This window comes from Comamonas sp. NLF-1-9, assembly GCF_019195435.1.
In the GTDB taxonomy this organism is placed as follows: Bacteria; Pseudomonadota; Gammaproteobacteria; order Burkholderiales; family Burkholderiaceae_C; genus Comamonas_C.
In genome coordinates this window covers 365,599-391,815 of sequence record NZ_CP078069.1, presented here as the reverse complement: position 1 = coordinate 391,815, position 26,217 = coordinate 365,599, and the positions used below count along the sequence as shown (strand labels likewise).

At 65.7% G+C, this 26,217-nt stretch carries 30 protein-coding genes and 2 tRNA genes; 7 read left to right on the top strand and 25 right to left on the bottom strand.

Annotation, left to right across the window (positions count from 1 at the left end; genetic code table 11):
• Window positions 1-8: 8 nt before the first annotated feature.
• From nuoI to rpsO, 15 genes are all read right to left on the bottom strand, one after another.
• Window positions 9-524, bottom strand: coding sequence for an NADH-quinone oxidoreductase subunit NuoI (nuoI, locus tag KUD94_RS01855; RefSeq protein ID WP_146911543.1), 516 nt, complete (start codon window positions 522-524; stop codon window positions 9-11).
• A 14-nt stretch (window positions 525-538) separates the two neighbouring features.
• Window positions 539-1,615: an NADH-quinone oxidoreductase subunit NuoH gene (nuoH, locus tag KUD94_RS01850; RefSeq protein WP_218238217.1), complete on the bottom strand. Its 1,077-nt coding sequence runs from the start codon at window positions 1,613-1,615 to the stop codon at window positions 539-541.
• Window positions 1,612-3,750: an NADH-quinone oxidoreductase subunit NuoG gene (nuoG, locus tag KUD94_RS01845; RefSeq protein ID WP_218238216.1), complete on the bottom strand. Its 2,139-nt coding sequence runs from the start codon at window positions 3,748-3,750 to the stop codon at window positions 1,612-1,614. The genes nuoH and nuoG overlap by 4 nt, the downstream gene beginning before the upstream one ends.
• Window positions 3,751-3,764: 14 nt before the next feature.
• Complete coding sequence (gene nuoF / locus KUD94_RS01840; RefSeq protein WP_218238215.1) at window positions 3,765-5,111, bottom strand: NADH-quinone oxidoreductase subunit NuoF; 1,347 nt, start codon at window positions 5,109-5,111, stop codon at window positions 3,765-3,767.
• Window positions 5,108-5,599: an NADH-quinone oxidoreductase subunit NuoE gene (gene nuoE, locus KUD94_RS01835; RefSeq protein ID WP_218238214.1), complete on the bottom strand. Its 492-nt coding sequence runs from the start codon at window positions 5,597-5,599 to the stop codon at window positions 5,108-5,110. The genes nuoF and nuoE overlap by 4 nt, the downstream gene beginning before the upstream one ends.
• The gene (locus tag KUD94_RS01830; protein ID WP_218238213.1) at window positions 5,596-6,849 is read right to left on the bottom strand and encodes an NADH-quinone oxidoreductase subunit D; all 1,254 of its coding nucleotides are present in this window, start codon (window positions 6,847-6,849) and stop codon (window positions 5,596-5,598) included. Before KUD94_RS01830 ends, nuoE begins: the two co-directional genes overlap by 4 nt.
• Entirely contained in the window at window positions 6,849-7,490 is a 642-nt protein-coding gene (locus tag KUD94_RS01825; RefSeq protein WP_218238212.1) for an NADH-quinone oxidoreductase subunit C, read from the bottom strand. The genes KUD94_RS01830 and KUD94_RS01825 overlap by 1 nt, the downstream gene beginning before the upstream one ends.
• Before the next feature lie 14 nt (window positions 7,491-7,504).
• On the bottom strand, window positions 7,505-7,984 hold the full coding sequence (locus tag KUD94_RS01820; RefSeq protein WP_146911550.1) for an NADH-quinone oxidoreductase subunit B family protein: 480 nt from the start codon (window positions 7,982-7,984) through the stop codon (window positions 7,505-7,507).
• 24 nt (window positions 7,985-8,008) lie between these two features.
• Window positions 8,009-8,368, bottom strand: a complete 360-nt coding sequence (locus KUD94_RS01815) for an NADH-quinone oxidoreductase subunit A (RefSeq protein WP_218238211.1) — start codon at window positions 8,366-8,368, stop codon at window positions 8,009-8,011.
• A gap of 69 nt (window positions 8,369-8,437) precedes the next feature.
• Window positions 8,438-8,522, bottom strand: a tRNA-Leu gene (locus KUD94_RS01810).
• A gap of 135 nt (window positions 8,523-8,657) precedes the next feature.
• Entirely contained in the window at window positions 8,658-9,035 is a 378-nt protein-coding gene (secG, locus tag KUD94_RS01805; RefSeq protein ID WP_218238210.1) for a preprotein translocase subunit SecG, read from the bottom strand.
• Window positions 9,036-9,060: 25 nt separating this feature from the next.
• Window positions 9,061-9,834 (bottom strand): triose-phosphate isomerase, encoded by a 774-nt coding sequence (gene tpiA, locus KUD94_RS01800; protein WP_218238209.1) that lies wholly within the window; start codon window positions 9,832-9,834, stop codon window positions 9,061-9,063.
• Window positions 9,835-9,838: 4 nt separating this feature from the next.
• Window positions 9,839-10,837 carry an NAD(P)H-quinone oxidoreductase gene (locus KUD94_RS01795; protein WP_255568956.1) on the bottom strand — a complete coding sequence of 333 codons (999 nt, stop codon included), beginning with the start codon at window positions 10,835-10,837 and terminating at the stop codon, window positions 9,839-9,841.
• A 69-nt stretch (window positions 10,838-10,906) separates the two neighbouring features.
• Window positions 10,907-13,144: a polyribonucleotide nucleotidyltransferase gene (gene pnp / locus KUD94_RS01790; RefSeq protein ID WP_218238208.1), complete on the bottom strand. Its 2,238-nt coding sequence runs from the start codon at window positions 13,142-13,144 to the stop codon at window positions 10,907-10,909.
• Between the two features lie 217 nt (window positions 13,145-13,361).
• A complete protein-coding gene (gene rpsO / locus KUD94_RS01785; RefSeq protein ID WP_218238207.1) occupies window positions 13,362-13,628 on the bottom strand; it encodes a 30S ribosomal protein S15 in 267 nt (88 codons plus the stop codon).
• Window positions 13,629-13,856: 228 nt separating this feature from the next.
• Between rpsO and KUD94_RS01780 the strand changes: the two genes are divergently transcribed.
• The 5 genes from KUD94_RS01780 (at window position 13,857) to KUD94_RS01760 (ending at window position 18,155) form a co-directional block, all read left to right on the top strand.
• Window positions 13,857-14,159 (top strand): hypothetical protein, encoded by a 303-nt coding sequence (locus tag KUD94_RS01780; protein WP_218239324.1) that lies wholly within the window; start codon window positions 13,857-13,859, stop codon window positions 14,157-14,159.
• A gap of 67 nt (window positions 14,160-14,226) precedes the next feature.
• A tRNA-Arg gene (locus KUD94_RS01775) sits at window positions 14,227-14,303 on the top strand.
• Window positions 14,304-14,537: 234 nt separating this feature from the next.
• Complete coding sequence (locus KUD94_RS01770; RefSeq protein ID WP_218238206.1) at window positions 14,538-14,792, top strand: type II toxin-antitoxin system HicA family toxin; 255 nt, start codon at window positions 14,538-14,540, stop codon at window positions 14,790-14,792.
• Window positions 14,789-15,121, top strand: a complete 333-nt coding sequence (locus KUD94_RS01765) for a type II toxin-antitoxin system HicB family antitoxin (RefSeq protein WP_218238205.1) — start codon at window positions 14,789-14,791, stop codon at window positions 15,119-15,121. The genes KUD94_RS01770 and KUD94_RS01765 overlap by 4 nt, the downstream gene beginning before the upstream one ends.
• Window positions 15,122-15,506: 385 nt before the next feature.
• Window positions 15,507-18,155 (top strand): EAL domain-containing protein, encoded by a 2,649-nt coding sequence (locus tag KUD94_RS01760; RefSeq protein ID WP_218238204.1) that lies wholly within the window; start codon window positions 15,507-15,509, stop codon window positions 18,153-18,155.
• Between the two features lie 48 nt (window positions 18,156-18,203).
• Here KUD94_RS01760 and cutA read toward each other — a convergent pair whose 3' ends face one another.
• Window positions 18,204-18,602, bottom strand: coding sequence for a divalent-cation tolerance protein CutA (gene cutA, locus KUD94_RS01755; protein WP_370625878.1), 399 nt, complete (start codon window positions 18,600-18,602; stop codon window positions 18,204-18,206).
• Window positions 18,603-18,844: 242 nt separating this feature from the next.
• Between cutA and rpoH the strand changes: the two genes are divergently transcribed.
• Window positions 18,845-19,780 carry an RNA polymerase sigma factor RpoH gene (gene rpoH / locus KUD94_RS01750; protein ID WP_218238203.1) on the top strand — a complete coding sequence of 312 codons (936 nt, stop codon included), beginning with the start codon at window positions 18,845-18,847 and terminating at the stop codon, window positions 19,778-19,780.
• 36 nt (window positions 19,781-19,816) lie between these two features.
• Here the strand turns inward: rpoH and KUD94_RS01745 are convergent, their stop codons facing one another.
• Genes KUD94_RS01745 through KUD94_RS01725 form a run of 5 tightly spaced genes read right to left on the bottom strand, consistent with a single transcriptional unit; the run spans window position 19,817 to window position 23,951 of the window.
• Window positions 19,817-20,437, bottom strand: a complete 621-nt coding sequence (locus KUD94_RS01745; protein ID WP_218238202.1) for an SCO family protein — start codon at window positions 20,435-20,437, stop codon at window positions 19,817-19,819.
• 8 nt (window positions 20,438-20,445) lie between these two features.
• Entirely contained in the window at window positions 20,446-21,387 is a 942-nt protein-coding gene (gene cyoE, locus KUD94_RS01740) for a heme o synthase (RefSeq protein WP_370625877.1), read from the bottom strand.
• Window positions 21,384-22,559, bottom strand: coding sequence for a heme A synthase (locus tag KUD94_RS01735; protein ID WP_218238201.1), 1,176 nt, complete (start codon window positions 22,557-22,559; stop codon window positions 21,384-21,386). The genes cyoE and KUD94_RS01735 overlap by 4 nt, the downstream gene beginning before the upstream one ends.
• Entirely contained in the window at window positions 22,556-23,284 is a 729-nt protein-coding gene (locus KUD94_RS01730) for a hypothetical protein (protein WP_218238200.1), read from the bottom strand. The genes KUD94_RS01735 and KUD94_RS01730 overlap by 4 nt, the downstream gene beginning before the upstream one ends.
• Window positions 23,238-23,951 (bottom strand): SURF1 family protein, encoded by a 714-nt coding sequence (locus tag KUD94_RS01725; RefSeq protein ID WP_370625905.1) that lies wholly within the window; start codon window positions 23,949-23,951, stop codon window positions 23,238-23,240. Before KUD94_RS01725 ends, KUD94_RS01730 begins: the two co-directional genes overlap by 47 nt.
• A 65-nt stretch (window positions 23,952-24,016) precedes the next feature.
• On the opposite strand from KUD94_RS01725, the gene KUD94_RS01720 reads away from it, so the two are divergent.
• Window positions 24,017-24,244 carry a twin transmembrane helix small protein gene (locus KUD94_RS01720; RefSeq protein ID WP_218238198.1) on the top strand — a complete coding sequence of 76 codons (228 nt, stop codon included), beginning with the start codon at window positions 24,017-24,019 and terminating at the stop codon, window positions 24,242-24,244.
• Between the two features lie 81 nt (window positions 24,245-24,325).
• Here the strand turns inward: KUD94_RS01720 and KUD94_RS01715 are convergent, their stop codons facing one another.
• The 4 genes from KUD94_RS01715 to KUD94_RS01700 are packed head-to-tail and all read right to left on the bottom strand — an operon-like array spanning window position 24,326 to window position 26,197.
• On the bottom strand, window positions 24,326-25,207 hold the full coding sequence (locus tag KUD94_RS01715; RefSeq protein WP_218238197.1) for a cytochrome c oxidase subunit 3: 882 nt from the start codon (window positions 25,205-25,207) through the stop codon (window positions 24,326-24,328).
• 52 nt (window positions 25,208-25,259) lie between these two features.
• Window positions 25,260-25,457: a DUF2970 domain-containing protein gene (locus KUD94_RS01710; protein WP_218238196.1), complete on the bottom strand. Its 198-nt coding sequence runs from the start codon at window positions 25,455-25,457 to the stop codon at window positions 25,260-25,262.
• Window positions 25,454-26,080, bottom strand: coding sequence for a cytochrome c oxidase assembly protein (locus KUD94_RS01705; protein ID WP_218238195.1), 627 nt, complete (start codon window positions 26,078-26,080; stop codon window positions 25,454-25,456). Before KUD94_RS01705 ends, KUD94_RS01710 begins: the two co-directional genes overlap by 4 nt.
• Window positions 26,081-26,083: 3 nt before the next feature.
• Window positions 26,084-26,197 carry a cytochrome oxidase small assembly protein gene (locus KUD94_RS01700; protein ID WP_218238194.1) on the bottom strand — a complete coding sequence of 38 codons (114 nt, stop codon included), beginning with the start codon at window positions 26,195-26,197 and terminating at the stop codon, window positions 26,084-26,086.
• Window positions 26,198-26,217 lie beyond the last annotated feature (20 nt).

Genomic DNA, 26,217 nt, shown 5'->3' with positions numbered 1-26,217 from the left:
GACAGCGTTCAGCGGTACTTCGCATCGGCCGCCCTGGCGGCGGCAATCTCGGGCTCGTAGCGATCGCCCACGGCCAGCAGCATCTCCTTGGTGAAGTAGAGATCGCCGCGTTTTTCGCCGTGGTATTCCAGGATGTGCGTCTCGACGATGGAGTCGGTCGGGCAGCTTTCTTCGCAGAAGCCGCAGAAGATGCACTTGGTCAGATCGATGTCGTAGCGCGTGGTGCGGCGCGTGCCGTCCTCGCGCTGGATGGACTCGATGGTGATCGCCAGCGCCGGGCAGATCGCTTCGCAGAGCTTGCAGGCGATGCAGCGCTCTTCACCGTTGTCGTAGCGGCGCAGCGCGTGCAGGCCGCGAAAACGCGGCGACAGCGGCGTGTGCTCTTCGGGGTATTCGAGCGTGACCTTGCGGCGAAAGGCATAGCGCCCGGTCAGGATCATGCCCTTGGCGATTTCCCAGAGCATGAAGCTCTTGAGAAAGTCCTTGAGCACGAAGGTCGAGCTTTCTTCAGCAACGGCAGCCATGAACGGTCCTCCGGTTATTTCCAGATGTTCAGCGGCGACATCAGCCAGGCGCCCACCACGACCAGCCAGAACAGCGTGACCGGAATGAAGACCTTCCAGCCCAGACGCATGATCTGGTCGTAGCGGTAGCGCGGGAACGTGGCGCGGATCCAGATGAAACATGAAACGACGAAGCCGGTCTTGAGCGCCAGCCAGATCCAGCCGGGAATGAAGTCCAGCGCGCCGATGGGCGAAAGCCAGCCGCCCAGGAACATGATCACGGCCAGCGTGGACACCAGCCACATGGCCGCGTATTCGGCCAGGAAGAAGATGGCAAAGCCCATGCCGGAATATTCCACCATGTGGCCGGCGACGATCTCGGACTCGCCTTCGGTCATATCGAAGGGATGGCGGTTGACTTCGGCGACGCAGGAGACGAGATAGACCAGGAATATGGGCAGCAGCGGCAGCCAGTTCCAGGACAGAAAGCCCAGCCCCACTTCGGTCATGTGGCCGCGGCCCTGCATCAGCACGATCTCGGTCAGGTTCAGGCTGCCCGTAACCATGATGACCACCAGGAAACAAAAGCCCATGGCGATCTCGTAGCTCACCATCTGCGCCGAGGCACGCAGCGCGCCGAGCATCGCGTACTTGGAGTTCGACGCCCAGCCGGCGACGATGACGCCGTAGACCTCGATCGAGGTGATCGCCAGGATCAGCAGCAGGCCCGCATCGATGTTGGCCACCGCCATGTGGGGCGCAAACGGTATCGCCACCCAGGCGGCCAGCGCCGGCATGATGGCCAGCACTGGGCCCAGCCAGAACAGCCGTTTGCTGGAAGCCGTGGGCTGGATCAGCTCCTTGGTGAGCAGCTTGATGCCGTCGGCAAACGGCTGCAGCAAGCCCCAGGGACCGACGCGGTTGGGGCCCTGGCGCACCTGCATGTAGCCCAGCAGCTTGCGCTCCCACAGCGTCATGTAGGCCACTGCGACGAGCAGCGGCACGACGACGCAGACGATCTTCACCAGCGCCCAGACCACGGGCCAGCCCGCGCCCGTCCACCAGGGCGCGCTGCTCAACTGCAGGCCGGAGTTGTAGATGCTGTCGATCACGAAGCACCCCCTTCACGCGCAGCGTGGGCATCGGCCGTCATCTGCAGCGGGCGCGATCGCCGCACCAGTCCGTCAAGCTGGTAGATGCTTGCAGACACCGGCTCGGGGACCGGGCCGCTGTCGGCCACCAGCGCCGCATCGGTCGTGTTGTCCAGCACCTCGGCGGGCACGAAGCGCAGCTCGCCGGCGGCGGCTCCGGTGATCGCTGCGAGCACGTCCTGCGAGGCTTCCCACTGCATGCCCTCGATCTCCAGCAGCGTACCCAGCACGCGCAGCACCTTCCAGCCGGGGCGGGTATCGCCCAGCGCCTTGGCTGCGGCGTGAAAGCTCTGGATGCGGCCTTCGGCATTGACGAAAGTGCCCGAGGTTTCAGTGAACGGCGCGATCGGCAGCAGCACGTCGCTGAAGGCCATGTTGGCCTTGAACGGGCTCAGGGTCACGACCATGCCGGCCTGGCTCAGCGCCTGGGCGGCGGCGGGGCCGGCAGCCGAGTCGAATTCGGGCTCGGTGTTGAACAGCACAGCCGCCTTGAGCGCGCCCGCGAGCATCTGACCGGCGTTCAACCCGCCCTCGCCCGGCTCGGCCTTGACCCATTGCGCGCCCACGGTGTTGGCCGCTTCGCACAGGTAGCCGACACTCGCGCCGGTTTGGCTGCCTATCCACTGCGCCAGCGCCAGCAGGCTCGATGCCTTGGCGTGGTGCGCTGCGGCATTGCCCAGCAAGATGGCTTTGCGCTCGCCGCTCAGCAGCGCTGCGGCAATCGCCTTGGCCTCGGCACCGGGCTCGCCTGTGGCAGCCGGTGCGGCCACGCCTTTTTGCGTTGCGATGGCCGCAGCCACCTGGGCCAGCGCCGCCACCCAGCCCGAAGCCGGAGCCAGCAGCACCTGACCCATGGCCATGGCCCAGTCGTAATCCACCGCATTGATCGCGTTGACGCTGCAACCACCCTTGCGCACCGCCTGGCGTATGCGCTGGGCAAACAGCGGATGGTCCTTGCGCAGGTTGGAGCCCAGCACCAGAGCCGACTGCAGCGTGCTGAGCGAAGCGATGGAAGTGCCCAGCCAGCGCACGCCGTGCCTGGTCGGGAACTCGGCCGCGCGCAGGCGGTGGTCGATGTTCTGGCTGCCCAGGCCGTTGAGCAGCTGCTTGACCAGGTACAGCTCTTCGAGCGTGCTGTGCGGACTGACGAGCGCGCCCACGCTGTTCGCGCCATGCTCGGCGATGATGTCGCGCAGGCCGTTGCCGACGTATTCCAGCGCGGTCTGCCAGTCCACCTCCTGCCACTGCCCGCCCTGCTTGATCATGGGCTTGGTCAGGCGCTCGTCGCAATTGAGCGCCTCGTAGGAAAAGCGGTCGCGGTCGGCGAGCCAGCACTCGTTGACGTCTTCGTTCTCGTAGGGAACGACGCGCAACACCTTGTGGTTCTTGACCTGCACGTTGAGGTTGGCGCCGGTCGAGTCGTGCGGCGAGACCGAGCGGCGGCGCGAGAGCTCCCAGGTGCGCGCGCTGAAGCGAAACGGCTTGCTGGTGATCGCACCCACGGGGCAGATGTCGATCATGTTGCCCGAGAGCTCGGAGTCGACGGTATCGCCCTTGATCGTGGTGATCTCGGCGAACTCGCCGCGATTGACCATCCCGAGCTCCATGATGCCGCCGATCTCTTCGCCAAAGCGAATGCAGCGCGTGCAGTGGATGCAGCGCGTCATCTCCTGCAGCGACAGCAGCGGACCGACCTCCTTGGGCAGGACGACGCGCTTTTCCTCGGTGAAGCGCGAGGCCGACATGCCATAGCCAAGAGCCAGGTCCTGCAACTGGCATTCGCCGCCCTGGTCGCATACCGGGCAATCGAGCGGGTGGTTGATGAGCAGGAACTCCATCACCGACTTCTGCGCATTCACCGCCTTGTCCGTGCGGGTGCGCACCACCATGCCGTTGGTCACCGGCGTGGCGCAGGCGGGAACCGGCTTGGGCGCCTTCTCGACGTCGACCAGGCACATGCGGCAATTGGCTGCGATGGAGAGCTTCTTGTGCCAGCAAAAGTGCGGGATGTAGGTGCCAGAGATCTCGGCCGCATGCATGACCATGCTGCCCTCGGGCACCTCGACCTTCTTGCCGTTCAGTTCGATTTCAACCATAACTCTTCCCGCGATCAGGCCGCCGCAGCCTGGGCTGCTTCGATCTTGGCCACGAACTCGTGACGGTAGTGTTTGATCATGGCACGCACCGGCATGGCCGCGGCGTCCCCCAGGGCGCAGATGGTTCGGCCCATGATGTTGAACGCCACCTCATCGAGCTTTTCGATGTCCTCGGGGCGCCCCTGGCCGTTCTGGATGCGGTGCACCATGCGCCAGAGCCAGCCCGTGCCTTCGCGGCAGGGCGTGCACTGGCCGCAGGACTCGTGCATGTAGAAGTAGGACAGGCGCACCAGGCATTCGACCATGTCGCGCGTCTCGTCCATCACGATGACCGCGCCCGAACCCAGCATGGAGCCAGCCTTGGCTATGCTGTCGTAGTCCATCGTGCATTCGTTCATCAGCGCGGCCGGCAGCACGGGCGAGGACGAGCCGCCGGGAATCACCGCCTTGAGCTGGCGCCCGCCGCGCACGCCGCCGGCGAGCTCGAGCAGCACCGGAAACGGCGTGCCCAGCGGGATTTCGTAGTTGCCCGGTTTTTCGACGTCACCGGAGACCGAGAAGATCTTGGTGCCGCCGTTGTTGGGCTTGCCGCACTCCAGGTACTCCTGCGCGCTGTGGCGAAAGATCCAGGGCACCGCGGCAAAGGTTTCGGTGTTGTTCACCGTGGTCGGCTTGCCGTACAGGCCGTAGCTCGCGGGAAACGGCGGCTTGAAGCGCGGCTGGCCCTTCTTGCCTTCGAGCGACTCGAGCAGCGCGGTTTCCTCGCCGCAGATGTAGGCGCCAAAGCCATGGTGCGCATGCAGCTCGAAATTGAAGCCGCTGCCCAGGATGTTCTCGCCCAGGTAGCCGGCGGCGCGCGCTTCTTCGAGCGCCTCTTCGAAGCGCTCGTAGGCAATGAAGATCTCGCCGTGGATGTAGTTGTAGGCCAGGTTCACGCCCATGGCGTAGGCCGCGATCGCCATGCCTTCGATGACGATGTGCGGGTTGTACATGAGGATGTCGCGGTCCTTGAAGGTGCCGGGCTCGCCCTCGTCGGAATTGCAGCAGATGTGCTTGGCTCCGGGGAACTGACGCGGCATGAAGCTCCATTTCAGGCCCGTGGGAAAGCCCGCGCCGCCGCGCCCGCGCAGGCCCGAGGCCTTGACCGTGGCGATGACCTCGTCCTGCGTCATCTTCGCGCCGCCATCGGCGCCAAGGATCTTGCGCAGCGCCTTGTAGCCGTCGCGCGCCTCGTAGTCTTTCAGGCGCCAGTTGCTGCCGTCGAGCCCCGCGTAGATTTGCGGCTGGATATGGCGTCCGTGGAAGCACGACTCCTGGCCGTGCGCCTGAAAGGACGACAAGAGCTGTTCCACCGTGCTCATGCCTTGCCCTCCGCGCTGCGCAGCCCGTCGACCAGCGTGTCGAGCTTGCCGTTGTCCATGAAGCTGCACATGCTGCGGTCGTTGACCAGCATCACGGGCGCATCGCCGCACGCGCCAAGGCATTCGCACTCCTGCAGCGTGAACATGCCGTCGGCGCTGGTGTCACCCATCTTCACGCCCAGCTTGGCCTCCAGGTGCTCCATCGCCTGCTGGCTGCCGCGCAGCTGGCAGGGCAGGTTGGTGCAGACCGCCAGCTTGTAGCGTCCGACGGGCTTCTGGTTGTACATGTTGTAGAAGGTGGTGATCTCATGCACCGCGATCGGCGGCAGGTCGAGATAGGCGGCCACCGCGACTTCGCTCTCCTGGCTGATCCAGCCCTGCTCCTGCTGGATGATGGCAAGACAGGCCATCACGGCCGAGCGCTTTTGCTCGGCCGGGTACTTGGCCACTTCGCGGGCAAAGCGCGCGCGGGTTGCTTCGCTGATCATCGATCTATCTCTCCGAACACGATGTCCATCGTGCCTATGATGGCCACGGCATCGGCAATCATGTGGCCACGCACCAGCTCGTCGTAGGCGGCCAGGTGGGCAAAGCCCGCCGCGCGGATCTTCAGGCGGTAGGGCTTGTTCGCGCCGTCGCTCACCAGGTAGATGCCGAATTCACCCTTGGGGTGTTCGGTGCCGACATAGGTCTCGCCCACGGGCAGACGAAAACCCTCGGTGAAGAACTTGAAGTGGTGAATCAAGTCCTCCATGCCGGTCTTCATCTTGACGCGCGGCGGCGGGGCGATCTTGTAGTTGTCCACGATCACCGGGCCGGGGTTGGCGCGCAGCCAATCGACGCACTGCTTGATGATGCGGTTGGATTGGCGCATTTCCTCGACGCGCACCAGATAGCGGTCGTAGCAGTCGCCCGTTTTGCCCACGGGGATGTCGAAATCCATCTGGTCGTAGACCTCGTAGGGCTGCTTCTTGCGCAAGTCCCAGGCAATGCCGGAGCCGCGCAGCATGGGGCCGGTGAGGCCGAGGTTGAGCGCGCGCTCGGGGGTGACCACGCCTATGCCGACGGTGCGCTGCTTCCAGATGCGGTTGTCGGTCAGCAGCACCTCGTAGTCGTCCACGCAGGCCGGAAAGCGCTGGGTGAAGTCGTCGATGAAGTCCAGCAGCGAGCCCTGGCGGTTGCGGTTGAGCTCCTCGATGGCTTTGGCGCTCTTGACCTTGCTCTGCTTGTACTGCGGCATGGTGTCGGGCAGGTCGCGGTAGACGCCGCCCGGGCGGAAATAGGCCGCGTGCATGCGCGCGCCGGAAGCCGCCTCGTACATGTCGAAGAGGTCTTCGCGCTCGCGAAAAGTCCACAGCAGCATCGTCGATGCGCCGCAGTCGTGGCCGTGCGAACCCAGCCACATCAGGTGGTTCATGAGGCGCGTGATCTCGGCGAACATCACGCGGATGTACTTGGCGCGGATCGGGATCTCGATGCCCAGCAGCTTCTCGATGGCCAGGCAATATGCGTGCTCGTTGCACATCATCGAGACGTAGTCGAGCCGGTCCATGTAGGGCAGCGACTGGATGTAGGTCTTGTGCTCGGCGAGCTTTTCTGTGGCGCGGTGCAGCAGGCCGATGTGCGGGTCGGCGCGCTGGATGACCTCGCCGTCGAGCTCCAGCACCAGGCGCAGCACGCCGTGCGCGGCCGGGTGCTGAGGGCCGAAGTTCAGGGAATAGTTCTTGATTTCAGCCATTAGCGATTGACTCCGCCCAGCCACTGGTCGCCGCGGTCCAGGCCCGCGTAGTGTTCTTCCCGGATGACGCGCGGCGTCACCTCGCGCGGCTCTATGCTCACGGGCTCGTAGAGCACGCGCCGCTGGGTCTCGTCGTAGCGCATCTCCACTTCGCCCGACAGCGGAAAGTCCTTGCGGAAGGGGTGGCCGATGAAGCCGTAGTCGGTGAGGATGCGGCGCAAGTCCTCGTGGCCGTCGAAGACCACGCCGTACAGGTCGAAGGCTTCGCGCTCGAACCAGTTGGCGCTGCTCCAGATCGGGCACAGCGAGGGCAGCACGGGAAAGTCGTCGTCGGGGCAGAAGACGCGCACGCGCAGGCGCTGGTTCAGCGCCACGGACAGCAGGTGCACGACCACGGCAAAGCGCGGGCCCTCGGCACCGAGGTCGCGCCACGTGGAATAGTCGAGCGCGCACAGGTCGATGAGCTGGTCGAACTTGCACTCGGGCGCATCGCGCAGCAGCTGCATCGCCGCCAGGTAGTCGGCCGCGGGCACGACGGCCGTGACCTCGCCGAGCACCAGCGTCACCTCGCGCGCCTTGGCACCGAGCACCCGGGCCACGGTATCGCGCAGTTCTTCGGGGCGTATTGCCACATCCGTCATGTCGATGCCCCTTCTCAAGCGCGCGCGATGGTTTGCGTGCGGCGGATCTTCTGCTGCAGCTGGATGATGCCGTAGATCAAGGCCTCTGCCGTGGGCGGGCAGCCCGGCACGTAGACGTCCACGGGCACAATGCGATCGCACCCGCGCACCACAGAATAGCTGTAGTGGTAGTAGCCGCCGCCGTTGGCGCACGAGCCCATGGAGATCACCCAGCGCGGCTCGGCCATCTGGTCGTAGACCTTGCGCAGCGCCGGCGCCATCTTGTTGCACAGCGTGCCGGCGACGATCATCAGGTCCGACTGGCGGGGACTCGCGCGAAACACCTCGGCGCCAAAGCGCGCCAGGTCGTAGCGCGCGGCGGCGGCGTGCATCATCTCGACCGCGCAGCAGGCCAGACCGAAAGTCATGGGCCACAGCGAGCCGGTTTTGGCCCAGTTCACCACGGCGTCGTAGCTCATGGTGACGAAGCCTTCCTTCATCGCGCCTTCAATCATGACAAATACCCTTCAGACGAACCCTCATTCCCACTCGAGCGCGCCCTTTTTCCATTCGTAGATGAACCCCACGACCAGGATGCCGAGGAAAACGAACACGGCAATCAGACCCGCCATGCCCACTTCGCGCAGCGCCACGGCCCAGGGGAAGAGAAAGGCGATTTCGAGGTCAAAGAGGATGAACAAAATGGCGACGAGGTAGTAGCGCACGTCGAACTTCATGCGCGCGTCGTCGAAGGCCTCGAAACCGCATTCGTAGGGGGAGTTCTTGGCCGGGTCGGGCCGGTTGGGGCCGAGGATCCAGCCCAGCACGAGCGGCACGACCCCGATCGCCAGGCCGACTAGAATGAACAAGAGTACGGGGAGGTAGGCGTCAAGGTTCATCGGGTCGATCTGCTTTTCACAAAGGCCGCATGGTCACGCCCTGCAAAGGAAACCATCCGACCTTGAAGGTGGTGCCGTCGGCGAGACTCGAACTCGCACAGCTTTCGCCACTACCCCCTCAAGATAGCGTGTCTACCAATTCCACCACGACGGCATGCTGTAGCTGCCGGGACTGCAAGAGGGTCGAACTGCTGTTCGATGTTCAAAGCCCCGGACAACGGACGATTCTACCCGGTAAAAACCCTCACACTGGCGTGCCTGCAGGCTTTTTCATGCGAGCGCCGGGCGCTCATTTGGTCGGGATCTGGCTGCTGTCGCTGCCCGGCTTGTCGGCCGGCACTTCGCTCGCTGGCGCGCTCGCGGCAGGCGTGGCTGGCACCACCGCCGCCGGCGTTTCCAGCACGCTGCCCACGCTGTTGTCCGTCGGGCGCTGGTTGCCGAAGTAGGCGAGCGTGAGCGTGGCCACCAGAAAAACGGTGGCCAGCACCGCCGTGGTGTGCGAGAGGAAGTTGGCGCTGCCGCTGGAGCCGAACAGGCTGCCGGCACTGCCGCTGCCAAAGGCCGCGCCCATGTCGGCGCCCTTGCCGTGCTGCACCAGGATCAGCGCCACCATGGCGATGGCCGCGAGCATTTGCACGGCGAAAACGATGTTGAGCAGAAGATGCATGGGAGTTTGCTCCGGAACTTGTAGCTTATTGCGCTTGTGCAGCTTGCGCTGCGCTGATGATTTTCAGGAAGTCTTCGGCCTTCAGGGCCGCGCCCCCGATCAGGCCGCCATCGATGTCGCCCTGGGCCAGCAGCTCTGGCGCGTTGCCCGGGTTCATGCTGCCGCCATAGAGCACGGGGATCGGCTCGGCCGCCGCCGCCAGCGCCGCGACGAGCTGGCCGCGCAGCGCCGCATGCACCTGCTGGGCCTGCTCGGGCGTGGCGGTGCGGCCCGTGCCTATGGCCCAGACCGGCTCGTAGGCCGCGACGATGCCCTCGGCGGCGCTGCCCAGCTCGCTGAGCACCGCGTCCAGCTGGCGCTGCACCACGGCCAGCGTCTGGCCCGCTTCGCGCTCGGCCAGCGTCTCACCCACGCACACCACGGGCGTGATGCCGTGTGCCAACAGCCGGGCGGCCTTGGCGGCAACGTCGGCATCGCTCTCGCCGTGGTATTGGCGCCGCTCGGAATGCCCGACCAGGCAGTAGCGCACGCCAAAGTCGGCCAGCATCGCCGCCGAGACCTCGCCGGTATAGGCGCCCTTGTCGTGGCGCGAGACATCCTGCGCGCCGAGCGCCACTGCGCTGCCCTGCAGCAGCCGGCCAACCTGCGCCAGATAAGGCGCGGGCACGGCCACGGCAATCCGGCAGTTCGGCTCCTGCCCCTGCAGACCCTGGCGCAGCGCCTGCAGCAGCGCGGCGTTGGCCTGCAGACTGGCGTTCATCTTCCAGTTGCCGGCAATGAATTTGGGACGTGTGCTCATGCGTTTACCAGGTCAGGACGATCTTGCCGATGTGCTGGTTGGATTCCATCAGCAGGTGGGCGTCGGCGGCTTGCGCCGCCGCAAAGCTGGCGTGGATGACGGGCTGCACCGCGCCGCTGGCCAGCAGCGGCCAGACCCGCTCGCGCAGCGCCTGGGCGATGGCTGCCTTGAAGGCGACGGGGCGCACGCGCAGCGTCGAGCCGGTAATCACCAGGCGTTTGCGCAGCACCAGGGCGGCGTTGAACTCGGCGCGCGTGCCGCCCTGCACCGCAATGATGACGATGCGCCCGTCTTCGGCCATGCACTGCACTTCACGCGCGATGTAGTCGCCCGCGACCATGTCCAGCACCACGTCCACGCCGCGCCCTGCGCTGAGGCGCTGCGCCTCGGCCACGAAGTCCTGCGTGCGGTAGTTGATCGCGGCGTCGGCCCCCAGGCGCAGGCAGGCGGCGCATTTTTCGTCGCTGCCGGCCGTGGCCAGCACCGTGGCGCCAAAGGCCTTGCCCAGCTGGATGGCAGCCACGCCTATGCCGCTTGAGCCGCCTTGCACCAGCAGGGTCTCGCCGGCCTGCAGCCGGCCGCGGTCGAACACGTTGCTCCAGACGGTGAAATAGTTTTCCGGCAGCGATGCCGCCTGCACGTCGCTCAGGCCATCCGGCACCGGCAGGCACTGCGCCACGGGCGCGACGCAGTGGTCGGCATAACCGCCGCCGGTCAGCAGCGCGCAGACGCGCTCGCCTATCTTGAGGCCGGCGTGCGCCATCGCCGCTTCGTCACCGCGCACGATGACGCCGGCCACTTCCAGCCCCGGCAGGTCGCAAGCGCCTGGCGGCGGCGGATAGCGGCCCTGGCGCTGCAACACGTCGGGCCGGTTGATGCCGCTGGCGCTCACGCGGATCAGGAGCTCCCCCGCGCCGGGCTGCGGCAGCGGCCGCTCGACCAGGCGCAGGTTCTGCGCCGGGCCAAAGCCGGCGATCTCCACGGCGCGCATCACGTCCTTCATGAAAATTTAAACCAAATCAGGCGCAAACGCTTGCTGGACAAGCGCTTGCAGCTATCATTTTAAATATATTCAGGCCTCGCCCTGAGCGCCGGACTCGTCACGCGGCGCTTCGTCGCGCGGGGCGCGCTCATGTTCGCGCCCGTTGCGGCGATGGCCGCGCTCGCCGTAGCTGCCGCGCCCGCCGTTGTCGCCCTCGGCGCGGTCTTCGCGCGCGGGGCGCTCCAGCAGCGCCTTCATGGACAGCTTGACGCGGCCCTTGTCGTCGGTTTCCAGCACCTTGACCCTGACGATCTGGCCTTCCTTCAGGTAGTCGCTGACCTGCTCGACGCGCTCGTGCGCGATCTGGCTGATGTGCAGCAGCCCGTCCTTGCCGGGCAGGATGTTCACCAGCGCGCCAAAGTCCAGGATCTTGGTGACCGGGCCTTCATAGACCTGACCGACTTCGGCCTCGACCGTCAAGAGTTCGATGCGGCGCTTGGCCTCGTCGGCCTTGGCGGCGTCGTTGCTGGCGATGGTGATGGTGCCGTCTTCCTCGATGTTGATCTGCGTGCCGGTTTCCTCGGTCAACTGGCGGATGGTGGCGCCGCCCTTGCCGATCACGTCGCGGATCTTCTCGGGGTTGATCTTCATGGTGTAGAGCTTGGGCGCGAAGCTGGAAATCTCTTCCTTGGCGCCGCCCAGCGCTTCCTGCATCTTGCCGAGGATGTGCATGCGCGCTTCCTTGGCCTGGGCCAGCGCGACCTCCATGATTTCCTTGGTGATGCCCTGGATCTTGATGTCCATCTGCAGCGCGGTAATGCCGGCCGTGGTGCCGGCGACCTTGAAGTCCATGTCGCCCAGGTGGTCCTCGTCGCCCAGGATGTCGGTGAGCACCGCGAACTTGTTGTCTTCCTTGATCAGGCCCATGGCGATGCCCGCGACGTGCGCCTTCATCGGAACGCCCGCATCCATCAGCGACAGGCAGCCGCCGCAGACCGAAGCCATCGACGACGAGCCATTGGATTCGGTGATCTCGGAGACCACGCGCAGGGTGTAGGGAAACTCGTCCTTGCTCGGCAGGCAGGCAATCAGCGCGCGCTTGGCCAGGCGCCCGTGGCCGATCTCGCGGCGCTTGGTCGAACCCATGCGCCCGACCTCGCCAGTGGCAAAGGGCGGCATGTTGTAGTGAAACAGGAAGCGGTCTTCGTATTCGCCGGCCAGCGCGTCGATGCGCTGCGCGTCGCGCTCGGTGCCCAGTGTGGTCAGTACCAGCGCCTGCGTCTCGCCGCGCGTGAACAGGGCCGAGCCGTGGGTGCGCGGCAGCACGCCGGTGCGGATTTCGATGGGGCGCACGGTGCGCGTGTCGCGCCCGTCGATGCGCGGCTCGCCCGCGAGGATCTGGCTGCGCACGATGCGCGCTTCCAGTTCAAACAGCAGGTTGTCCACGTTCACCGCGTCGAACTCCACGCCCTGCTCGGCAAGGCCCGCCTTGACTGCGGCATAGGCCTCGCGGCAGGCTTGGGTGCGCAGCTGCTTGTTGCGGTTGTGGTAGGCCGCGCGCAGCAGGCCTTCGCCCAGTTCGTTGACCTTGGCGATCAAGGCTTCGTCCTTGGCCGGCGCCTGCCAGTCCCAGACCGGCTTGCCGGCTTCGCGCACCAGCTCATGGATGGCGTTGATCGCGATCTTGCCCTGCTCGTGGCCATAGACCACAGCGCCCAGCATCACGTCTTCGGGCAGTTGCTGGGCTTCGGATTCAACCATCAGCACGGCCGATTCGGTACCGGCGACGACCAGATCGAGCTGGCTGTTCTTGCGCTCGGTCTGGCCGGGGTTGAGCACGTATTCGCCGTTGATGTAGCCCACGCGCGCCGCGCCGATCGGGCCGTTGAACGGAATGCCCGAAATCGCCAGCGCCGCGCTGGTGCCGATCAGCGCGGCGATGTCGGCGTCCACCTCGGGGTTGAGCGAGACGGTGTGAATGACGACGTGCACCTCGTTGTAGAAACCTTCGGGAAACAGCGGGCGGATCGGGCGGTCGATCAGGCGGCTGGTGAGGGTTTCATGCTCGCTGGGCTTGGCCTCGCGCTTGAAGAAGTTGCCGGGAATCTTGCCGGCGGCATAGGTCTTCTCGATGTAGTCCACCGTCAGCGGGAAGAAGTCCTGGCCCGGCTTGGGGTTCCTGGAGCCGACCACCGTGGCCAGCACCACGGTGTCGTCCATGCGCACCAGCACGGCGCCGCCCGCCTGGCGCGCGACTTCGCCGGTTTCCAGCGTCACGCTGTGCTGGCCCCATTGGAAGGTCTTGGTGATCTTGTTGAAGATGGTCATCGTTAACTCCTGAAAAGGTAGCTGCTGGCGCTTGTGCAGCCTTGGTTTCAAGGTCAAACAGATCGCGATGCCATTCCAGACGGGCGCTGGCAGCTCTCAAAAAAGAGCCAATACCCATTTGGAATGACACAGCTTCGCTCTGCCTGAGGTCCTTGCGAAAAGAAGAAAACGCCTGGGCCAGGTTCACCAGCACAGGCGTCGTCCCGTGGCCCGGCGCTTACTTGCGCAGGCCGAGCTTGGCGATCAGCGCGGTATAGCGCTCGGCGTCCTTGGCCTTGAGGTAGTCGAGCAGCTTGCGCCGACGGCTCACCATGCGCAGCAGACCGCGGCGGCCATGGTGGTCCTTCACGTGCTGCTTGAAGTGCGGGGTCAGTTCGTTGATGCGCGCGGTGAGCAGCGCCACTTGCACTTCGGGGCTGCCCGTGTCCGTGGCGGAACGGGCATTGGCCTTGACTACCTCGGCCTTGGCTGTGGAAGAGATCATGATGTTTCCTGAAAATTGGGCGCTGGCTGCAGCGCGCATGGGCGCGCCGCGCAGGCTCCGGTGTGACTTGCGCCAGCAGCTGGAAGGGCCTCTGGCGTGCGTTCTGCACCATGCAAAACCCGCAGATTATACGGCGCCGGCCCCTTTGCGGCCATGCTTGCAAACCCCGTGCCTGCCGGCGCGCACCCGTGCCACCATCTGCGCTCCCTTCAAACCCTGGGCAAAACCATGCCGCGTCCCGCCCCTGCACGCCCCCGTTTGCCCGCCCCTGCGCTGCGTGCAGCGCTGCGCGGGCTCACGCTGGCCATTGCCGCCACCAGCTTGCTCGCGCTTGCGCCCGGCGCCCAGGGCGCCAGCAAGAACAAGAAGGCAGCGTCCGCGACGCATGCACCGGCCAAGAAGCGCAGCACCCGGGTCAAGCCTTCGCAAAACCATTCGGGCGAGAGCACCGCCGAGCGCGAAAAACGCCTGTACCGCGAATGCCAGGGCATGCCCAACGCCGGCGCCTGCCTGGGCTACGCCAAACGCTGAAACCTGCAAAAAACCCCGCCCGGTTTGCCTGCGAAGGCCAAAATGCTGTGCTATAGTTGCGCGCTTCGCGGCTGTAGCTCAGCTGGATAGAGTACTTGGCTACGAACCAAGGGGTCGTGGGTTCGATTCCTGCCAGCCGCACCAAAAAAGACGAGGGGTTTCAGTCTGCAGACTGAAACCCCTTTTCCTTTTCCTGATCGGAAAACTGCTTGGGGAGCTTTGGGCAAGTCGTCGCCCCTGATGAACTGCTACGGCGATTCCCATTGACCTGATTTCCTCTGTATGCCTCGCACAGCCATTTCCGCCGTGGCGAACGACAGCACAGATGATTGCAAAAAGTGATTGCAACAGATTGCACTACTTGCTATCATCCGGCGCATGAACGGCAGGCAGCGCAAGACTCTTGAAGCCGTGTTTGCCAAACCCACCGGCAAGACGCTGGAATGGGCAGCCATCGAATCCCTGCTCATGGCCACGGGGTGTGCGTTGGTAGAGGGCAATGGCAACCGCGTGCGATTCGTGAAGGACGGCCACGTCGCCGCCTTCCATCGCCCCCACCCGGCAAAGGAGGCCAAGGCGTACCAAGTGGAGCAGGCCCGCGATTTTCTGACCTTGATCGGAGTGAAACCATGAACACCATGACCCACAAAGGCTATACCGCCCGTGTCGGGTTCGATGAGCGCGACGCCATCTTCGCTGGCCGCATCCTCGGCATTGCCGACGTGATTGGCTTTCATGGCGAAACCGTGGCCGAACTGCGCGCGGCGTTTGAGGAAGCCGTCGATGACTACCTGGCCACCTGCGCCAAGAGCGGCAAGCAGCCGCTCAAGCCCGCCAGCGGCAACATGATGCTGCGCGTGCCGCCTGAGGTTCACCTGCAGGCGCAAATCGCCGCGCAGGCACGCGGGCAAAGCCTCAACCAGTGGGCTGCTGAAGTGTTTCGCAATGCAACGCTGGCCTGATGTTGATGCTGGATTGATGGGAAATCCGAGGGGACATGCACGACAAACCCTGCATACGACGGCGCGCAATCCATGGGAACGGATGGCGTCAGAACCATAAAAATCAACTACTTGCGAGCGACTGCAAAACTACGAACCAAGAGGCCGTGGGTTCGATTCCTGCCAGCCGCACCAAAAAAGACGAGGGGTTTCAGTCCGCAGACTGAAACCCCTTTTCCTTTTCTGCACGCCGCTGCCCGCATCCATGGCTGGCTGGGGAGCCGCCCGGCGGGCGCTGCATGCGGCATGCCATGGCCAGCCGCCGCCAGTTCGGCTGCAATTTACCCGGCCGGGGATTTCGCCGATGATGCATGCACCACCAGCCCCGGTTTGACACGCGGCGACGATGACACTGGCACTGATCCAAGGCGCGGCCCTCCTGCTGGCTCTGTGTTTCCTGCAGAGCGTGCTGGCGCGCCTGACGATACGTGAGCCCTTGCCCGGGCGCGTGCTGTCTGGCCTGCTGTTCGGCGGCATCTGCATCGTCGGCATGTATACGCCGCTGCAGCTTGCGCCCGGCGTCTTTTTTGACGCGCGCTCCGTGGTGCTGGCCATGGCCGCGCTGTTTGGCGGCTGGCTGCCGGCGCTGATCGCCACCGTGATGGCCGCCGCCGCCCGCATTGCCCTGGGCGGCAGCGGCCTGGTAGTGGGCAGCCTGGTCATCGTGGCGTCGAGCGCACTCGGCTTGCTCTACCGCTGGGCCAGCCAGCGGGGCTACGTCGGGCGCGGCGTACTGCACTATCTGGGCTTTGGCGTACTGCTGCACCTGCTCGCGCTCGCACTGTTTCAGGCGCTCGATCCTGCAACCGTCGCGCACGTCAACAGCAGGCTCGCCCTGCCCTTTCTCACCGTGCTGGCGCCCGCGACGGCGCTGCTGGGCTGGATGCTGGGCGACATCGAGCGCCACCTGCGTACCGAAGCCTCGCTGGCCGAGACTGCCGCGCGCCTGCAAGCCGTCACCCGCTCGGCCCCCGACCTGCTGATGCTGATCGATGTCGATGGCAATTATCTGGAGGTCATGTCCTCCGACGCCTCGCTGGCCACCGCGCCGCTGTCGCAATTGCCGGGCCAGAACATCGACGACCAGCTGCCGCCCGAAGTGGCGCGGCGCGCACACGAGACCATCACCCGCGCCGTGCACAGCGGGCAGGCCCAGACGCTGCAATACACCCTGACCACGCCGGCGGGCCCGCGCCACTTCGAAGGCCGCTGCCAGCCCGTGGGCGTGCCGGTGCGCGGGCGCGATGCGGTGGTGTTCATCGCACGCGACCGCACCGACCAGGTGCGCTCCGAAGTGCTGCTGCGCGAGTCCGAAGAACGCTTTCGCAGCGTGCTCAGCAACCTGCCCATGGTCTCGGTCAAGGGCTATCTGGCCGATGGCAGCATCACTTTCTGGAACGGCGCGTCCGAGCAGCTCTACGGCTACACCGCGGCAGAGGTGCTGGGCAAGGACATCGTCAGCCTGGTGGTGCGCCCCGACACCGTGGTGCGGGCGCGCGCGGCGTCGGCGCGCATGTTCAGCACCGGCAGCCCCATCCCGCCGGGCGAGGCGCGGGTGCGCCGCAAGGACGGCAGCGAAGTCGACGTGTATGCAAGCCACGCGCTGATCCAGGTGCAGGGGCAACCGCCCGAAGCCTTTTCCATAGACATCGACATTTCGGTGCGCAAGGCGGCCGAGGAGCGGGCGCGCTACCTCGCCTACTTCGACGCCCTGACCGGCCTGCCCAACCGGCGGCTGCTGGTCGATCGCGTCCAGCAGGTGCTGCTCGAGTGCCGGCGCAACGGCTCGTTTGCCGCCCTCTTCTTTCTCGACCTGGACCACTTCAAGACGCTGAACGACAGCCACGGCCACGAAGCCGGCGACCAGGTGCTGATGCAGACCGCGCGGCGCCTGCAGTCCAGCGTGCGCGAACAGGACACCGTGGCGCGTCTGGGGGGCGACGAATTCGTGGTGTTGCTGCCGCACCTGGGCAGCTCGGGCATACCTGCGCCCGCGGTGCTGCGGCCGCTGGCCGAAAAACTGCTTGCGCAACTGCGCCGCCCCTACGAGCTGCAGGGGCAGGAGCAGCAGCTGACGGCGAGCCTGGGCATCGCGCTGATCGACGAGCACACCGCCAGCGCGGACGAACTGCTCAAGCACGCCGACCTGGCGATGTACCGCGCCAAGGACGAAGGGCGCAACACGCTGCGCTTTTTCGACCCGCACATGCAGGCCGCGGCCAATGCGCGCGCCGGCCTGCAAAGCCGGCTGCATCAGGCGCTCAAGCACGCCCAGTTCGAGCTTTACTACCAACCCCAGGTGGACGAGATCGGGCGCATCGTCGGCGCCGAGGCGCTGCTGCGCTGGAACGACCCGGTGCACGGCCTGGTGGGGCCGGCGCAGTTCATCCAGCTCGCCGAAGAGACCGGGCAGATCATGGAAATCGGCCAATGGGTGTTGCAGGCCGGCATGCAGCAGCAGGCGCGCTGGCAGGCCCAGGCAGAGCTGCGCCCCCTGAGCCTGTCGCTCAACATCAGCGCACGCCAATTCCTGCAGGAGGGTTTTGCCGGCGAGCTCGCCAGTCTGCTTGCGCGCAGCGGCGCCAACCCCGAGCGGCTGCGGCTGGAGCTGACCGAAAGCGTGCTGCTGAGCAACGTGCAGGGCGTGATCGAGATCATGCAGCAGCTGCGCACGCTGGGGCTGTGGCTCTCGCTCGACGACTTCGGCACCGGCTACTCCAGCCTGGGCTACCTCAAACGCCTGCCGCTGTCCGAACTGAAGATCGACCAGGGCTTCGTGCGCGGCATGCTGGACAACCCCACCGATGCGGCGATTGCGCGCAGCATCATCACGCTGGCCGACTCGCTGCAACTCACCGTCGTGGCCGAAGGCGTGGAAACCCAGGCGCACCACGCGCTGCTGCTCGACCAGGGTTGCCGCAAGTTTCAGGGCTATCTGTTCGGCCGCCCGGTGCCGCTGGCCGATTTCGAGGTGGCCGTGCGCGCCCAGCTCTGAAGCGGCGCCGGCATTGCCTTCGGGGCCGCGGCCGCGCGCTGCTCAAGCCTAGCCGGCACCGGGCAGGGCTTGGCCGGTTTCGGCGCGCACCCAGTCGGCGTAGGCGTTGCTTACCTCGCAGGTGTGCACCGCCAGCTCGGGCAGTTCGTAGGGATGGTGGGCGCGCAGCAAGGCCAGCAGCGCCGGCGCCTGCGCCTGCGTCGTCTTGCCGTCGAGCCGCCACTCGGCTTCGCGCTGCAGCGCGCCCTTCCAGCGGTAATGCGATTGCACCTGCGCCACCTGCACGCAGGCCGCCAGGCGCTGCTGCAGCGCCAGGGCCGCAAGCCGCTCGGCATCGTGCGCCTGTGCGACCGTGGTGCTCACGATCGCGATAGTCTCAAGTCCCAGCATCGCTCCTGGCTCCTCATTCACGGCCCACTGCCGCGCAGCAGGCTTGGTTTCGTTCATGGTTTGGCCAGCGTGTGGCCGCTGCCAGACTACCCCAGCGCCGCGCTGACCGCCAGCCGCGCCCGACGCAGGCCAACCCGCCGCTTGAAAGGCACGCGACGCCCGGCGCACCACCGGGCGCGCACGCCATTTGCCCGCACTAGGCACCCTTCGGAACCTGACATTCGGGGGAACTTCGGTTTTGGCACTCTACCTAAGCGAGTGCTAACATTTAGACCAAGACACAGAAAGGACCGCCCCCCATGACACTGTCCGAAGCCCGTACCAGCACCGCCCTGACGCCTGCCAACCCCTGGGCCATGGTGCCACCGCTGGGCAACCTGGACGCATACATCACCGCGGTCAATCGTTTGCCCATGCTCACGCTCGACGAAGAGCAGCGTTTTGCACGCCAACTGCGCGAAGACAACAACCTGGAGGCTGCGGGCCGGCTGGTGCTGTCGCACCTGCGGCTGGTGGTTTCCATCTCGCGGCAATATCTGGGCTATGGCCTGCCCCATGGCGACCTGATCCAGGAAGGCAATATCGGCCTGATGAAGGCCGTGCGCCGCTTCGACCCCGACCAGGGCGTGCGCCTGGTCAGCTACGCCATGCACTGGATCAAGGCCGAGATTCACGAATACATCCTGAAGAACTGGCGCATGGTCAAGGTGGCAACCACCAAGGCGCAGCGCAAGCTGTTCTTCAATCTGCGCTCGATGAAGCAGGAATTCAAGGCCGAGGCCGAGAACGCCGAAACCTACCGCGAAACCCTCTCCGAGCACGAGATCGACGCCATGGCCGAGCAGCTCAAGGTCAAGCGCGAAGAAGTCATGGAGATGGAAACGCGCATGTCGGGCGGCGACGTGCTGCTCGACCCGGCCCCGAGCGACGACGGCGAGCAGAGCTTCGGCCCGATCTCCTACCTCAGCGACGCCGCTTACGAGCCGACGCGGGTGATCGAATCGCGCCAGCGCGACACCCTGGCCACGCAAGGCATCGCCACCGCGCTGCAGGAGCTCGACGAGCGCAGCCGGCGCATCGTCGAAGAGCGCTGGCTCAACGTCAACGACGACGGCTCTGGCGGCATGACGCTGCACGACCTGGCGGCCGAGTACGGCGTGAGCGCCGAGCGCATCCGCCAGATCGAGGTGGCAGCGATGAAGAAGATGAAGAAGGCCTTGGTGCAGTACGCCTGAGGCGCTGGCCAGGCCGCTGGCGTAGCCGCGCGCGCCTCAGCTGCTGCGCTTTTCCGCGAGCAGGGTGCGCGTGTCGTCCACCAGCGCCTGCACCGGGCTGCCGTAGCGGTGAAACAGCCGCAGATGGCCGCTCGGGTCGAACATGTACATGCCCGCCGAATGGTCCATGGTGTAGCTGGTCGGAGTCGGTCCCTCGACCTGCTTGTAGAAGATCTTGAAGTCCTTGGCCACTGCGGCAAGTTCTTCGGGGCTGCCCCGCAGCGCAATGAAGGCCGGATCGAAGTTGGCCATGTAGGCCTTGAGGATCTCCGGCGTGTCGCGCTCGGGGTCCACCGTGACGAAGACCGCCACGAACTTGTCGCCATCGATGCCGAGTTCGGCCTTGACCTGCGCGAGCTCGCTCATCGTGGTCGGGCAGACGTCGGGGCAATGGGTATAGCCGAAGAAGACCGCCACCACCTTGCCGGCAAAGTCCTTGATGTGGCGCCGCTCGCCGAACTGATCGGTCAGCGGCAGGTCGCGCGCGTAGTCGACGCCGGTGATGTCCACCCCCTTGAATTCCGGCTTGGGCGCCTCGGTACATGCAGCAAAAAGGCCTGCAAGGCTTGCTGATGCTGCGCCAGCAGCTATGAATTTGAAGAATCTGCGTTTGTGCATTGCAAGGCTCAGAACACGTAGTGGTCCACCAGCAGCGCCAGAAACAGCAGGCTTAAATGCATGATGGAAAAGCGGAATGTCTTGCGTGCGAGTGCATCGGAATAATCGCGCCACAGCCGAAAGCCGTACCAGCAGAAGATCAGACTCAGCACCACGGCCGCCGCGAGGTAGATCCAGGAACTCATGCCGTAGACGAAGGGCATCAGGCAACCCGCGAACAAAACCCATGTGTACAGGAAGACGTGCAGCCGGGTGAATTGGTTCCCGTGGGTGACCGGCAGCATGGGCAGGCCGGACTTGCGGTAGTCCTCCACCCGGTACAGCGCCAGCGCCCAAAAATGCGGCGGCGTCCACAGGAAGATGATCAGGCACATGATCCACGCCTCTGGCCCCACCTGCCCCGTCATCGCGGCCCAGCCCAGCACCGGCGGCATGGCCCCGGATGCGCCGCCGATCACGATGTTCTGCGGCGTCATCGGCTTGAGCACCACGGTGTAGATGATGGCGTAACCGACGAAAGTGGCGAAGGTCAGCCACATGGTGAGCGCGTTGATCGCCACCTGCAGCACGACGCAGCCGACCAGGCCCAGCACGGCTGCGAACCCCAGGGTTTGCCGGTTGCTCAGTTCGCCGCGCGCGGTGGGGCGCCAGGCGGTGCGCTTCATGCGCGCATCCATGGACTGCTCGATGATGCAGTTCAACGCCGCCGCTGCGCCAGCGACGCACCAGATGCCAAAGCTGGCGATCGCCATCCTCAACCATTCGCGCGCCGTAGGCCAGCCCGGCACCGCCATCACCATGCCGATGAAGGCGCAAAAGACGATGAGCTGCACCACCCCGGGTTTGGTGAGCGCATAAAACTGGCGCGCGCGCGTGGGCAAGGGGCGCGCGGTCTTCATCGCGGCGTCGGCGCGGGGCGCGGGGGTGTCGGAGGTATGTGCTGCTGTCATGCAGAAGCTCCTGCGGTGCGGGACGGGTGCGCGGCGGGCGCGCTGGTGCTCGCTGTCAGCGCCCAGGTCAAGACCACGAGCAGCGCGGCCGCGCCCCCGGTGTGCAAGACCGCGGCCACCAGCGGCCAGTCCAGCACCACGTTGGACAGGCCGGTGAGAAACTGCAGCACCAGCAGCAGCCACAGCCAACGCGATTGCGCGGCGAGCGCCGGCGCGCGGCGGCGCAGTTGCACGGCCGCCACCGCCAGCGCCAGCAGCACCAGGTAGGCCGCCAGCCGGTGTGTGTAGTGGATCGCGGTCAAGGCCTCGAAGCTGATGTGGCTGCCGTCGGCGCGCAGGCCGAGCTCACGCCAGAGCTGAAAGCCTTCGGCAAAGGCCATCGGCGGCCACCAACTGCCCTGGCAGGTCGGGAAACTGGTGCAGGCAAGCACCGCATAGTTGGTGCTGACCCAGCCGCCCAGCAGCAGCTGCACGAGTACCAGCAGCATGCAGGCGACAAGGCAATGGCGCAGCCCGCGCGCAACCGGCACGGCCGAGCGACCCTCCACTGCCAGGCTCAGGCGCACCGCCGGCACGCACAGCAGCATCAGCAACACCGCGCCGCCCAGCAGATGCAGCGTGACGATGGCCGGGAACAGCCGCATCGTCACCGTCAAAGCACCAAACGCGCCCTGCAGACAAACCCAGACAAAGGTAGCTAGCATCCACCAGCGGCCCAGCACCGGGGCCGGTACCATGCCCTGGCGGTGACGGCGCCATTGCCACCACGCCGCAATCGTCAGCACGACGATCAGCGCGCCCACGCTGGTCGCGAGGTAGCGGTGAATCATCTCTATCCATGCCTTGGTGTGCGTCACCGGCCCGCTGGGCAGCTCAGCCTGTGCCGCGCTGATTTCGGCGTTGGCCCCAAGCGGATTGGACTGGCCATAACAGCCCGGCCAGTCGGGGCAGCCCAGGCCGGAATCGGTCAGGCGCGTGAAGGCGCCAAAGAGCACGAGATCGAAAGTGAGAAACAGCGTGAGCACGGTGAGCGCCTGCAGCCGCCGCGAGCCACTGCCATGGCGGTGGCGCCAGGCGGTCCAGGCGAGCGGAAACAGGGCGATCAGCGCGCCGAAGGCGAGCAACTCCCAGACCGGCGCCCAATCGTAGAGCGCGGTGTGCGCAGCGTTCATTTGCCCTCTCCCCTGCCCGGCCGATCCCAGGCGGCGGAGGCATAGAGCAGGCGCGACAAATCCTTGCGCACCCGCTCGGCGCTGGCGATCGTCAACTGCGGCGGAAAGCGCATCATCCAGTTGCCCTGGGGATCGACCAGATAGAGCTGCTCAGGCAGCGCATGGCCTTGCGAAGGCGCAAGCCACTGGCCCAGCGCCTGCGCGTCGATGCGGCGCACCGTCGCGTCGCGCAAGGCATCGCGGATCTCCTCGGGTGGGGCGATGTCGTCGGTGACGAGCCAAACCCAGTCTATGCGCTCGCGCCCCTCTCCCAGGCTCTCGCGCAACTGCCGCTGAAAGTAGAGGTTGTTGCGGCAGACTTCGTCACAGGCCCCGCCGGCCACGCTGAGCAACAACCACTGGCCGCGCAGATCACCCAGCACCCCGGCCGAGCCGTCCGGCGCCTGGATGGGCTGGGCCTGCGGCATGGGCCGCTGCGGCTCGATCAGCTCGCCGAAGTTGAGCAAGCCGCCACTGGGGCGCACCACGTAGTAGGCCAGATACGAGGCGAGCACCGGCGCCACGCAAACGGCCAGCATCAGCCACAGCTGCCAGCGACCCTTGCGCGAGTCGGGCAGCCGCCGGGCCTCGTGGGCGCCCGGCAGGCTGTGCACCGTCAGCTGCAGCGGATCGGTCGATTCAGCGGCGGCGGCCGCCAAGGCGTCGGATGAGTTGGAACCAGACATAAAGCACAATCACCAGGGCGCAGAGCCCAAACCATTGGAAGGCGTAGCCATAGTGCATGTCCACGCCGCTGTCCGGCGCGGGCCAGTCACGCAACAAGCCATCGTTTGCCGCGCCGGTCTGCGCCACGCTCAAGGGCAGCAGATCCAGCGAAAAATCGGCCGCGTAGGCGGCGATCGTCAGATTCTGCCGTATCTCACCCGCGCCCCGGGCATCGGCGGATTCGGCAAATTCGAAAAGCCGTCCGGGCTCGCCGGCAATGCGTCCCTGCAGCACGACCTCGCCTTCGGGCTCGGGCAGCTGCGGCAGCCGGGCGCGGTCGTTGAAGTCGCGCGGTGCCCAGCCGCGCTGTACCGCCAGCACCTGGCCACTTTCCGCCAGCTGCAGCGGCGTATAGACGTAGAAGCCGGGCTTGCCGTGCATCTGGCGGTTTTCCAGATACACCGTCGCGTCCGCAAGCCAGCGCCCGCGCAGCCGTACCGGATGGTAGGCCTGGGTCTGCGCCAGCGCCGGGTCTTGCGCCAGCGCGGCGAGCAACTGCGGGCCGGACCAGGGCGCAAGCTGTTCACGCTCGAGCATGGCTTGGTGCGCGGCAAGTTTCTCGTGCGCGCGCGACAATTGCCAGCTACCAAGCCAGCCGGTTGCCACGGCGATCGCCAGCGCCAACACGGCAATCAAGGCAAAGTGCACACCGGACGCCGAGCGCCCCGCATCAATCATCGGAAGCACCCACCATGAAAATCATCATTGCCCTGGCATTTCTTGCCATTATCGCCAGCCTCGGGGCCGCGTACGTCTTCATGGTGCGCGGAGACCCCAAGGACGACCAGCCATCGAGCACGCGCATGGCCCATGCGCTTGCGGTGCGCGTCATCCTCTCCATCGTGCTCTTCGTCTGCCTGCTGGCGGCCTACAAGCTGGGCTACATCCACCCGACCGGCCTGCTTGCGGGCAAGGCCTGAAGGGGCCGGCCGCGCAGGGGCGGAAAAAAGGCGCCTCGCGGCGCCCTGGTGCCTGGCTGGCGGCGCGCGCCGCCGTCTTGCTCACATCCAGTAGACGAGGATGTACAGACCGAGCCAGACCACGTCCACGAAGTGCCAGTACCAGGCCGCACCCTCCAGCCCGAAATGGTGCTGCGGCGTGAAGTGCCCGGCTTGCAGCCGCATGGTGATGAAGAACAGCGTCACCATGCCGACGAAGACGTGAAAGCCGTGAAAGCCCGTGAGCATGAAGAAGGTGGAGCCGTAGATGCCTGAATCGAGCTTGAGGTTGAGCTCGGTGTAGAGGTGGTAGTACTCATAGCCCTGAATGCACAGGAAGGTCAGGCCCAGCAGCACCGTCACCCACATGAAGGCAATGGTCTTGCTGCGGTTGTTGGCCAGCAGCGCATGGTGCGCGATGGTCAGCGTCACGCCCGAGGTGAGGAGCAGCGCGGTATTGATGGTCGGCAGCCAGAACGGCCCAACGGTGCTGAAGGGCTCGATGATGTCCCCGGGCGACCCGGTAGCGCCGGCTGCGACGCTCGGCCATATGGCCTTGAAGTCGGGCCAGAGTATGGCGTGCTCCAGGTTGCCCAGCTCAGGCACCGAGTGCGCCCGCCCCCACCACAGCGCGGTGAAAAAGGCGCCGAAGAACATCACCTCCGAGAAAATGAACCAGCTCATGCCCCAGCGGTAGGAGACGTCGATGCGCCGGCTGTTGAGCCCGGCCTCGCTCTCGTGCGCGGCATCGCGAAACCACTGGAACAGCACGCCCAGCCACCAGAGCACGCCGAACAGCAGTGCCCACTTGCCCCAGCCATAGCCGTTCATCCAGCTGGCCGCGCCCACGATCATCCAGAACAGCCCGAAGACCGCCGTGATCGGATGGCGCGAAGGCTCGGGCACAAAGTAATACGGGGTGACCCCTGGGGTAGATGTGCTCATTTCAGCTCCTCGATCTTCAATTTCTCATTCAACATTCGTTAACGCGCGGCGCTCAGGCCACCCAGTGCACCAGCGCCAGCAGCGCCAGCACGAACAGCAGCACCGCGCCCAGCGCAGTAAACATCAGCGCCACCACGCCGACCTTGCGCTGGTCCTCGTGATGCCGACTGCCATTGCGTATGCCGACCAGCGACCAGGCGACGATGCGCAGCGTCTGCAACCATGAACTGCGCTCCGCCTTGCGACTCATGAACCCGCCTGCAGCGCGGCTGCAGCCGGCACCAGGGCGGCGGTCGATTGCGGCGCGGCCGGCGTGCGACCACCGACCTCGAAGAAGGTGTAGGACAGCGTGATGGTCTGCACGTCCTTGGACAGCTTGGGATCGATCACGAAGGTCACCGGCCACTGCTTCTTCTCGCCGGCATCGAGCGTGTACTGGCTGAAGCAAAAGCATTCAAGCTTGTGAAAATGCGGGCCGGCCTGGCGCGGGGCGTAGCTTGGAATGGCCTGCGCCGCCATGCGCCTGTCCTGCACGTTCTGGAATTCGTACATCACCGTGGCCAGCTCGCCCGGGTGCACCTGCAGGCTGGTCTTTTCCGGCTTGAAATGCCAGGGGCCGCGGGCGTTGGCGTCGAACTGCACCGTGATGGTGCGCGAGCGATCGACCTGGGTGTTGTTGGCCAGTGTCTTGGCCGATTCGCCGGTGTAGGCATTGCCCGGCACCTGGCCCTCCTGGCGCGAGAGGATGTTGATGCCCGTGACCTCGCAGATTGCCTTGTACAAGGGAATCAGGCTGTAGCCGAAGGCAAACATGCCGCAAGCTACCACCAGCAGCTTGCCCACCATCTTGGCGTTTTCAACACCGAGGTTCACCGCTCAGCCTCCCAGCAGCGCCCAGCGCACCATGATGCCGAAAAACAGCGCGAGCACGATCGACGCCAGGATCAAGCCCAGGCGCAGATTGCGTTTACGCTGGTCCTGACCAGACATCGTCACTCTCTCCTGTCGGC

What these genes read in the sequence shown, in the direction of transcription:
- nuoI (WP_146911543.1), bottom strand. Translation starts at nt 524, where the DNA reads ATGGCTGCCGTTGCTGAAGAAAGCTCGACCTTCGTGCTCAAGGACTTT.
- nuoG (WP_218238216.1), bottom strand. Translation starts at nt 3,750, where the DNA reads ATGGTTGAAATCGAACTGAACGGCAAGAAGGTCGAGGTGCCCGAGGGC.
- nuoF (WP_218238215.1), bottom strand. Translation starts at nt 5,111, where the DNA reads ATGAGCACGGTGGAACAGCTCTTGTCGTCCTTTCAGGCGCACGGCCAG.
- nuoE (WP_218238214.1), bottom strand. Translation starts at nt 5,599, where the DNA reads ATGATCAGCGAAGCAACCCGCGCGCGCTTTGCCCGCGAAGTGGCCAAG.
- KUD94_RS01830 (WP_218238213.1), bottom strand. Translation starts at nt 6,849, where the DNA reads ATGGCTGAAATCAAGAACTATTCCCTGAACTTCGGCCCTCAGCACCCG.
- KUD94_RS01825 (WP_218238212.1), bottom strand. Translation starts at nt 7,490, where the DNA reads ATGACGGATGTGGCAATACGCCCCGAAGAACTGCGCGATACCGTGGCC.
- KUD94_RS01820 (WP_146911550.1), bottom strand. Translation starts at nt 7,984, where the DNA reads ATGATTGAAGGCGCGATGAAGGAAGGCTTCGTCACCATGAGCTACGAC.
- KUD94_RS01815 (WP_218238211.1), bottom strand. Translation starts at nt 8,368, where the DNA reads ATGAACCTTGACGCCTACCTCCCCGTACTCTTGTTCATTCTAGTCGGC.
- secG (WP_218238210.1), bottom strand. Translation starts at nt 9,035, where the DNA reads ATGCATCTTCTGCTCAACATCGTTTTCGCCGTGCAAATGCTCGCGGCC.
- tpiA (WP_218238209.1), bottom strand. Translation starts at nt 9,834, where the DNA reads ATGAGCACACGTCCCAAATTCATTGCCGGCAACTGGAAGATGAACGCC.
- KUD94_RS01795 (WP_255568956.1), bottom strand. Translation starts at nt 10,837, where the DNA reads ATGAAGGACGTGATGCGCGCCGTGGAGATCGCCGGCTTTGGCCCGGCG.
- pnp (WP_218238208.1), bottom strand. Translation starts at nt 13,144, where the DNA reads ATGACCATCTTCAACAAGATCACCAAGACCTTCCAATGGGGCCAGCAC.
- rpsO (WP_218238207.1), bottom strand. Translation starts at nt 13,628, where the DNA reads ATGATCTCTTCCACAGCCAAGGCCGAGGTAGTCAAGGCCAATGCCCGT.
- KUD94_RS01780 (WP_218239324.1), top strand. Translation starts at nt 13,857, where the DNA reads ATGCCGCGTCCCGCCCCTGCACGCCCCCGTTTGCCCGCCCCTGCGCTG.
- KUD94_RS01770 (WP_218238206.1), top strand. Translation starts at nt 14,538, where the DNA reads ATGAACGGCAGGCAGCGCAAGACTCTTGAAGCCGTGTTTGCCAAACCC.
- KUD94_RS01765 (WP_218238205.1), top strand. Translation starts at nt 14,789, where the DNA reads ATGAACACCATGACCCACAAAGGCTATACCGCCCGTGTCGGGTTCGAT.
- KUD94_RS01760 (WP_218238204.1), top strand. Translation starts at nt 15,507, where the DNA reads ATGACACTGGCACTGATCCAAGGCGCGGCCCTCCTGCTGGCTCTGTGT.
- cutA (WP_370625878.1), bottom strand. Translation starts at nt 18,602, where the DNA reads ATGAACGAAACCAAGCCTGCTGCGCGGCAGTGGGCCGTGAATGAGGAG.
- rpoH (WP_218238203.1), top strand. Translation starts at nt 18,845, where the DNA reads ATGACACTGTCCGAAGCCCGTACCAGCACCGCCCTGACGCCTGCCAAC.
- KUD94_RS01745 (WP_218238202.1), bottom strand. Translation starts at nt 20,437, where the DNA reads ATGCACAAACGCAGATTCTTCAAATTCATAGCTGCTGGCGCAGCATCA.
- cyoE (WP_370625877.1), bottom strand. Translation starts at nt 21,387, where the DNA reads ATGACAGCAGCACATACCTCCGACACCCCCGCGCCCCGCGCCGACGCC.
- KUD94_RS01735 (WP_218238201.1), bottom strand. Translation starts at nt 22,559, where the DNA reads ATGAACGCTGCGCACACCGCGCTCTACGATTGGGCGCCGGTCTGGGAG.
- KUD94_RS01730 (WP_218238200.1), bottom strand. Translation starts at nt 23,284, where the DNA reads ATGTCTGGTTCCAACTCATCCGACGCCTTGGCGGCCGCCGCCGCTGAA.
- KUD94_RS01720 (WP_218238198.1), top strand. Translation starts at nt 24,017, where the DNA reads ATGAAAATCATCATTGCCCTGGCATTTCTTGCCATTATCGCCAGCCTC.
- KUD94_RS01715 (WP_218238197.1), bottom strand. Translation starts at nt 25,207, where the DNA reads ATGAGCACATCTACCCCAGGGGTCACCCCGTATTACTTTGTGCCCGAG.
- KUD94_RS01710 (WP_218238196.1), bottom strand. Translation starts at nt 25,457, where the DNA reads ATGAGTCGCAAGGCGGAGCGCAGTTCATGGTTGCAGACGCTGCGCATC.
- KUD94_RS01700 (WP_218238194.1), bottom strand. Translation starts at nt 26,197, where the DNA reads ATGTCTGGTCAGGACCAGCGTAAACGCAATCTGCGCCTGGGCTTGATC.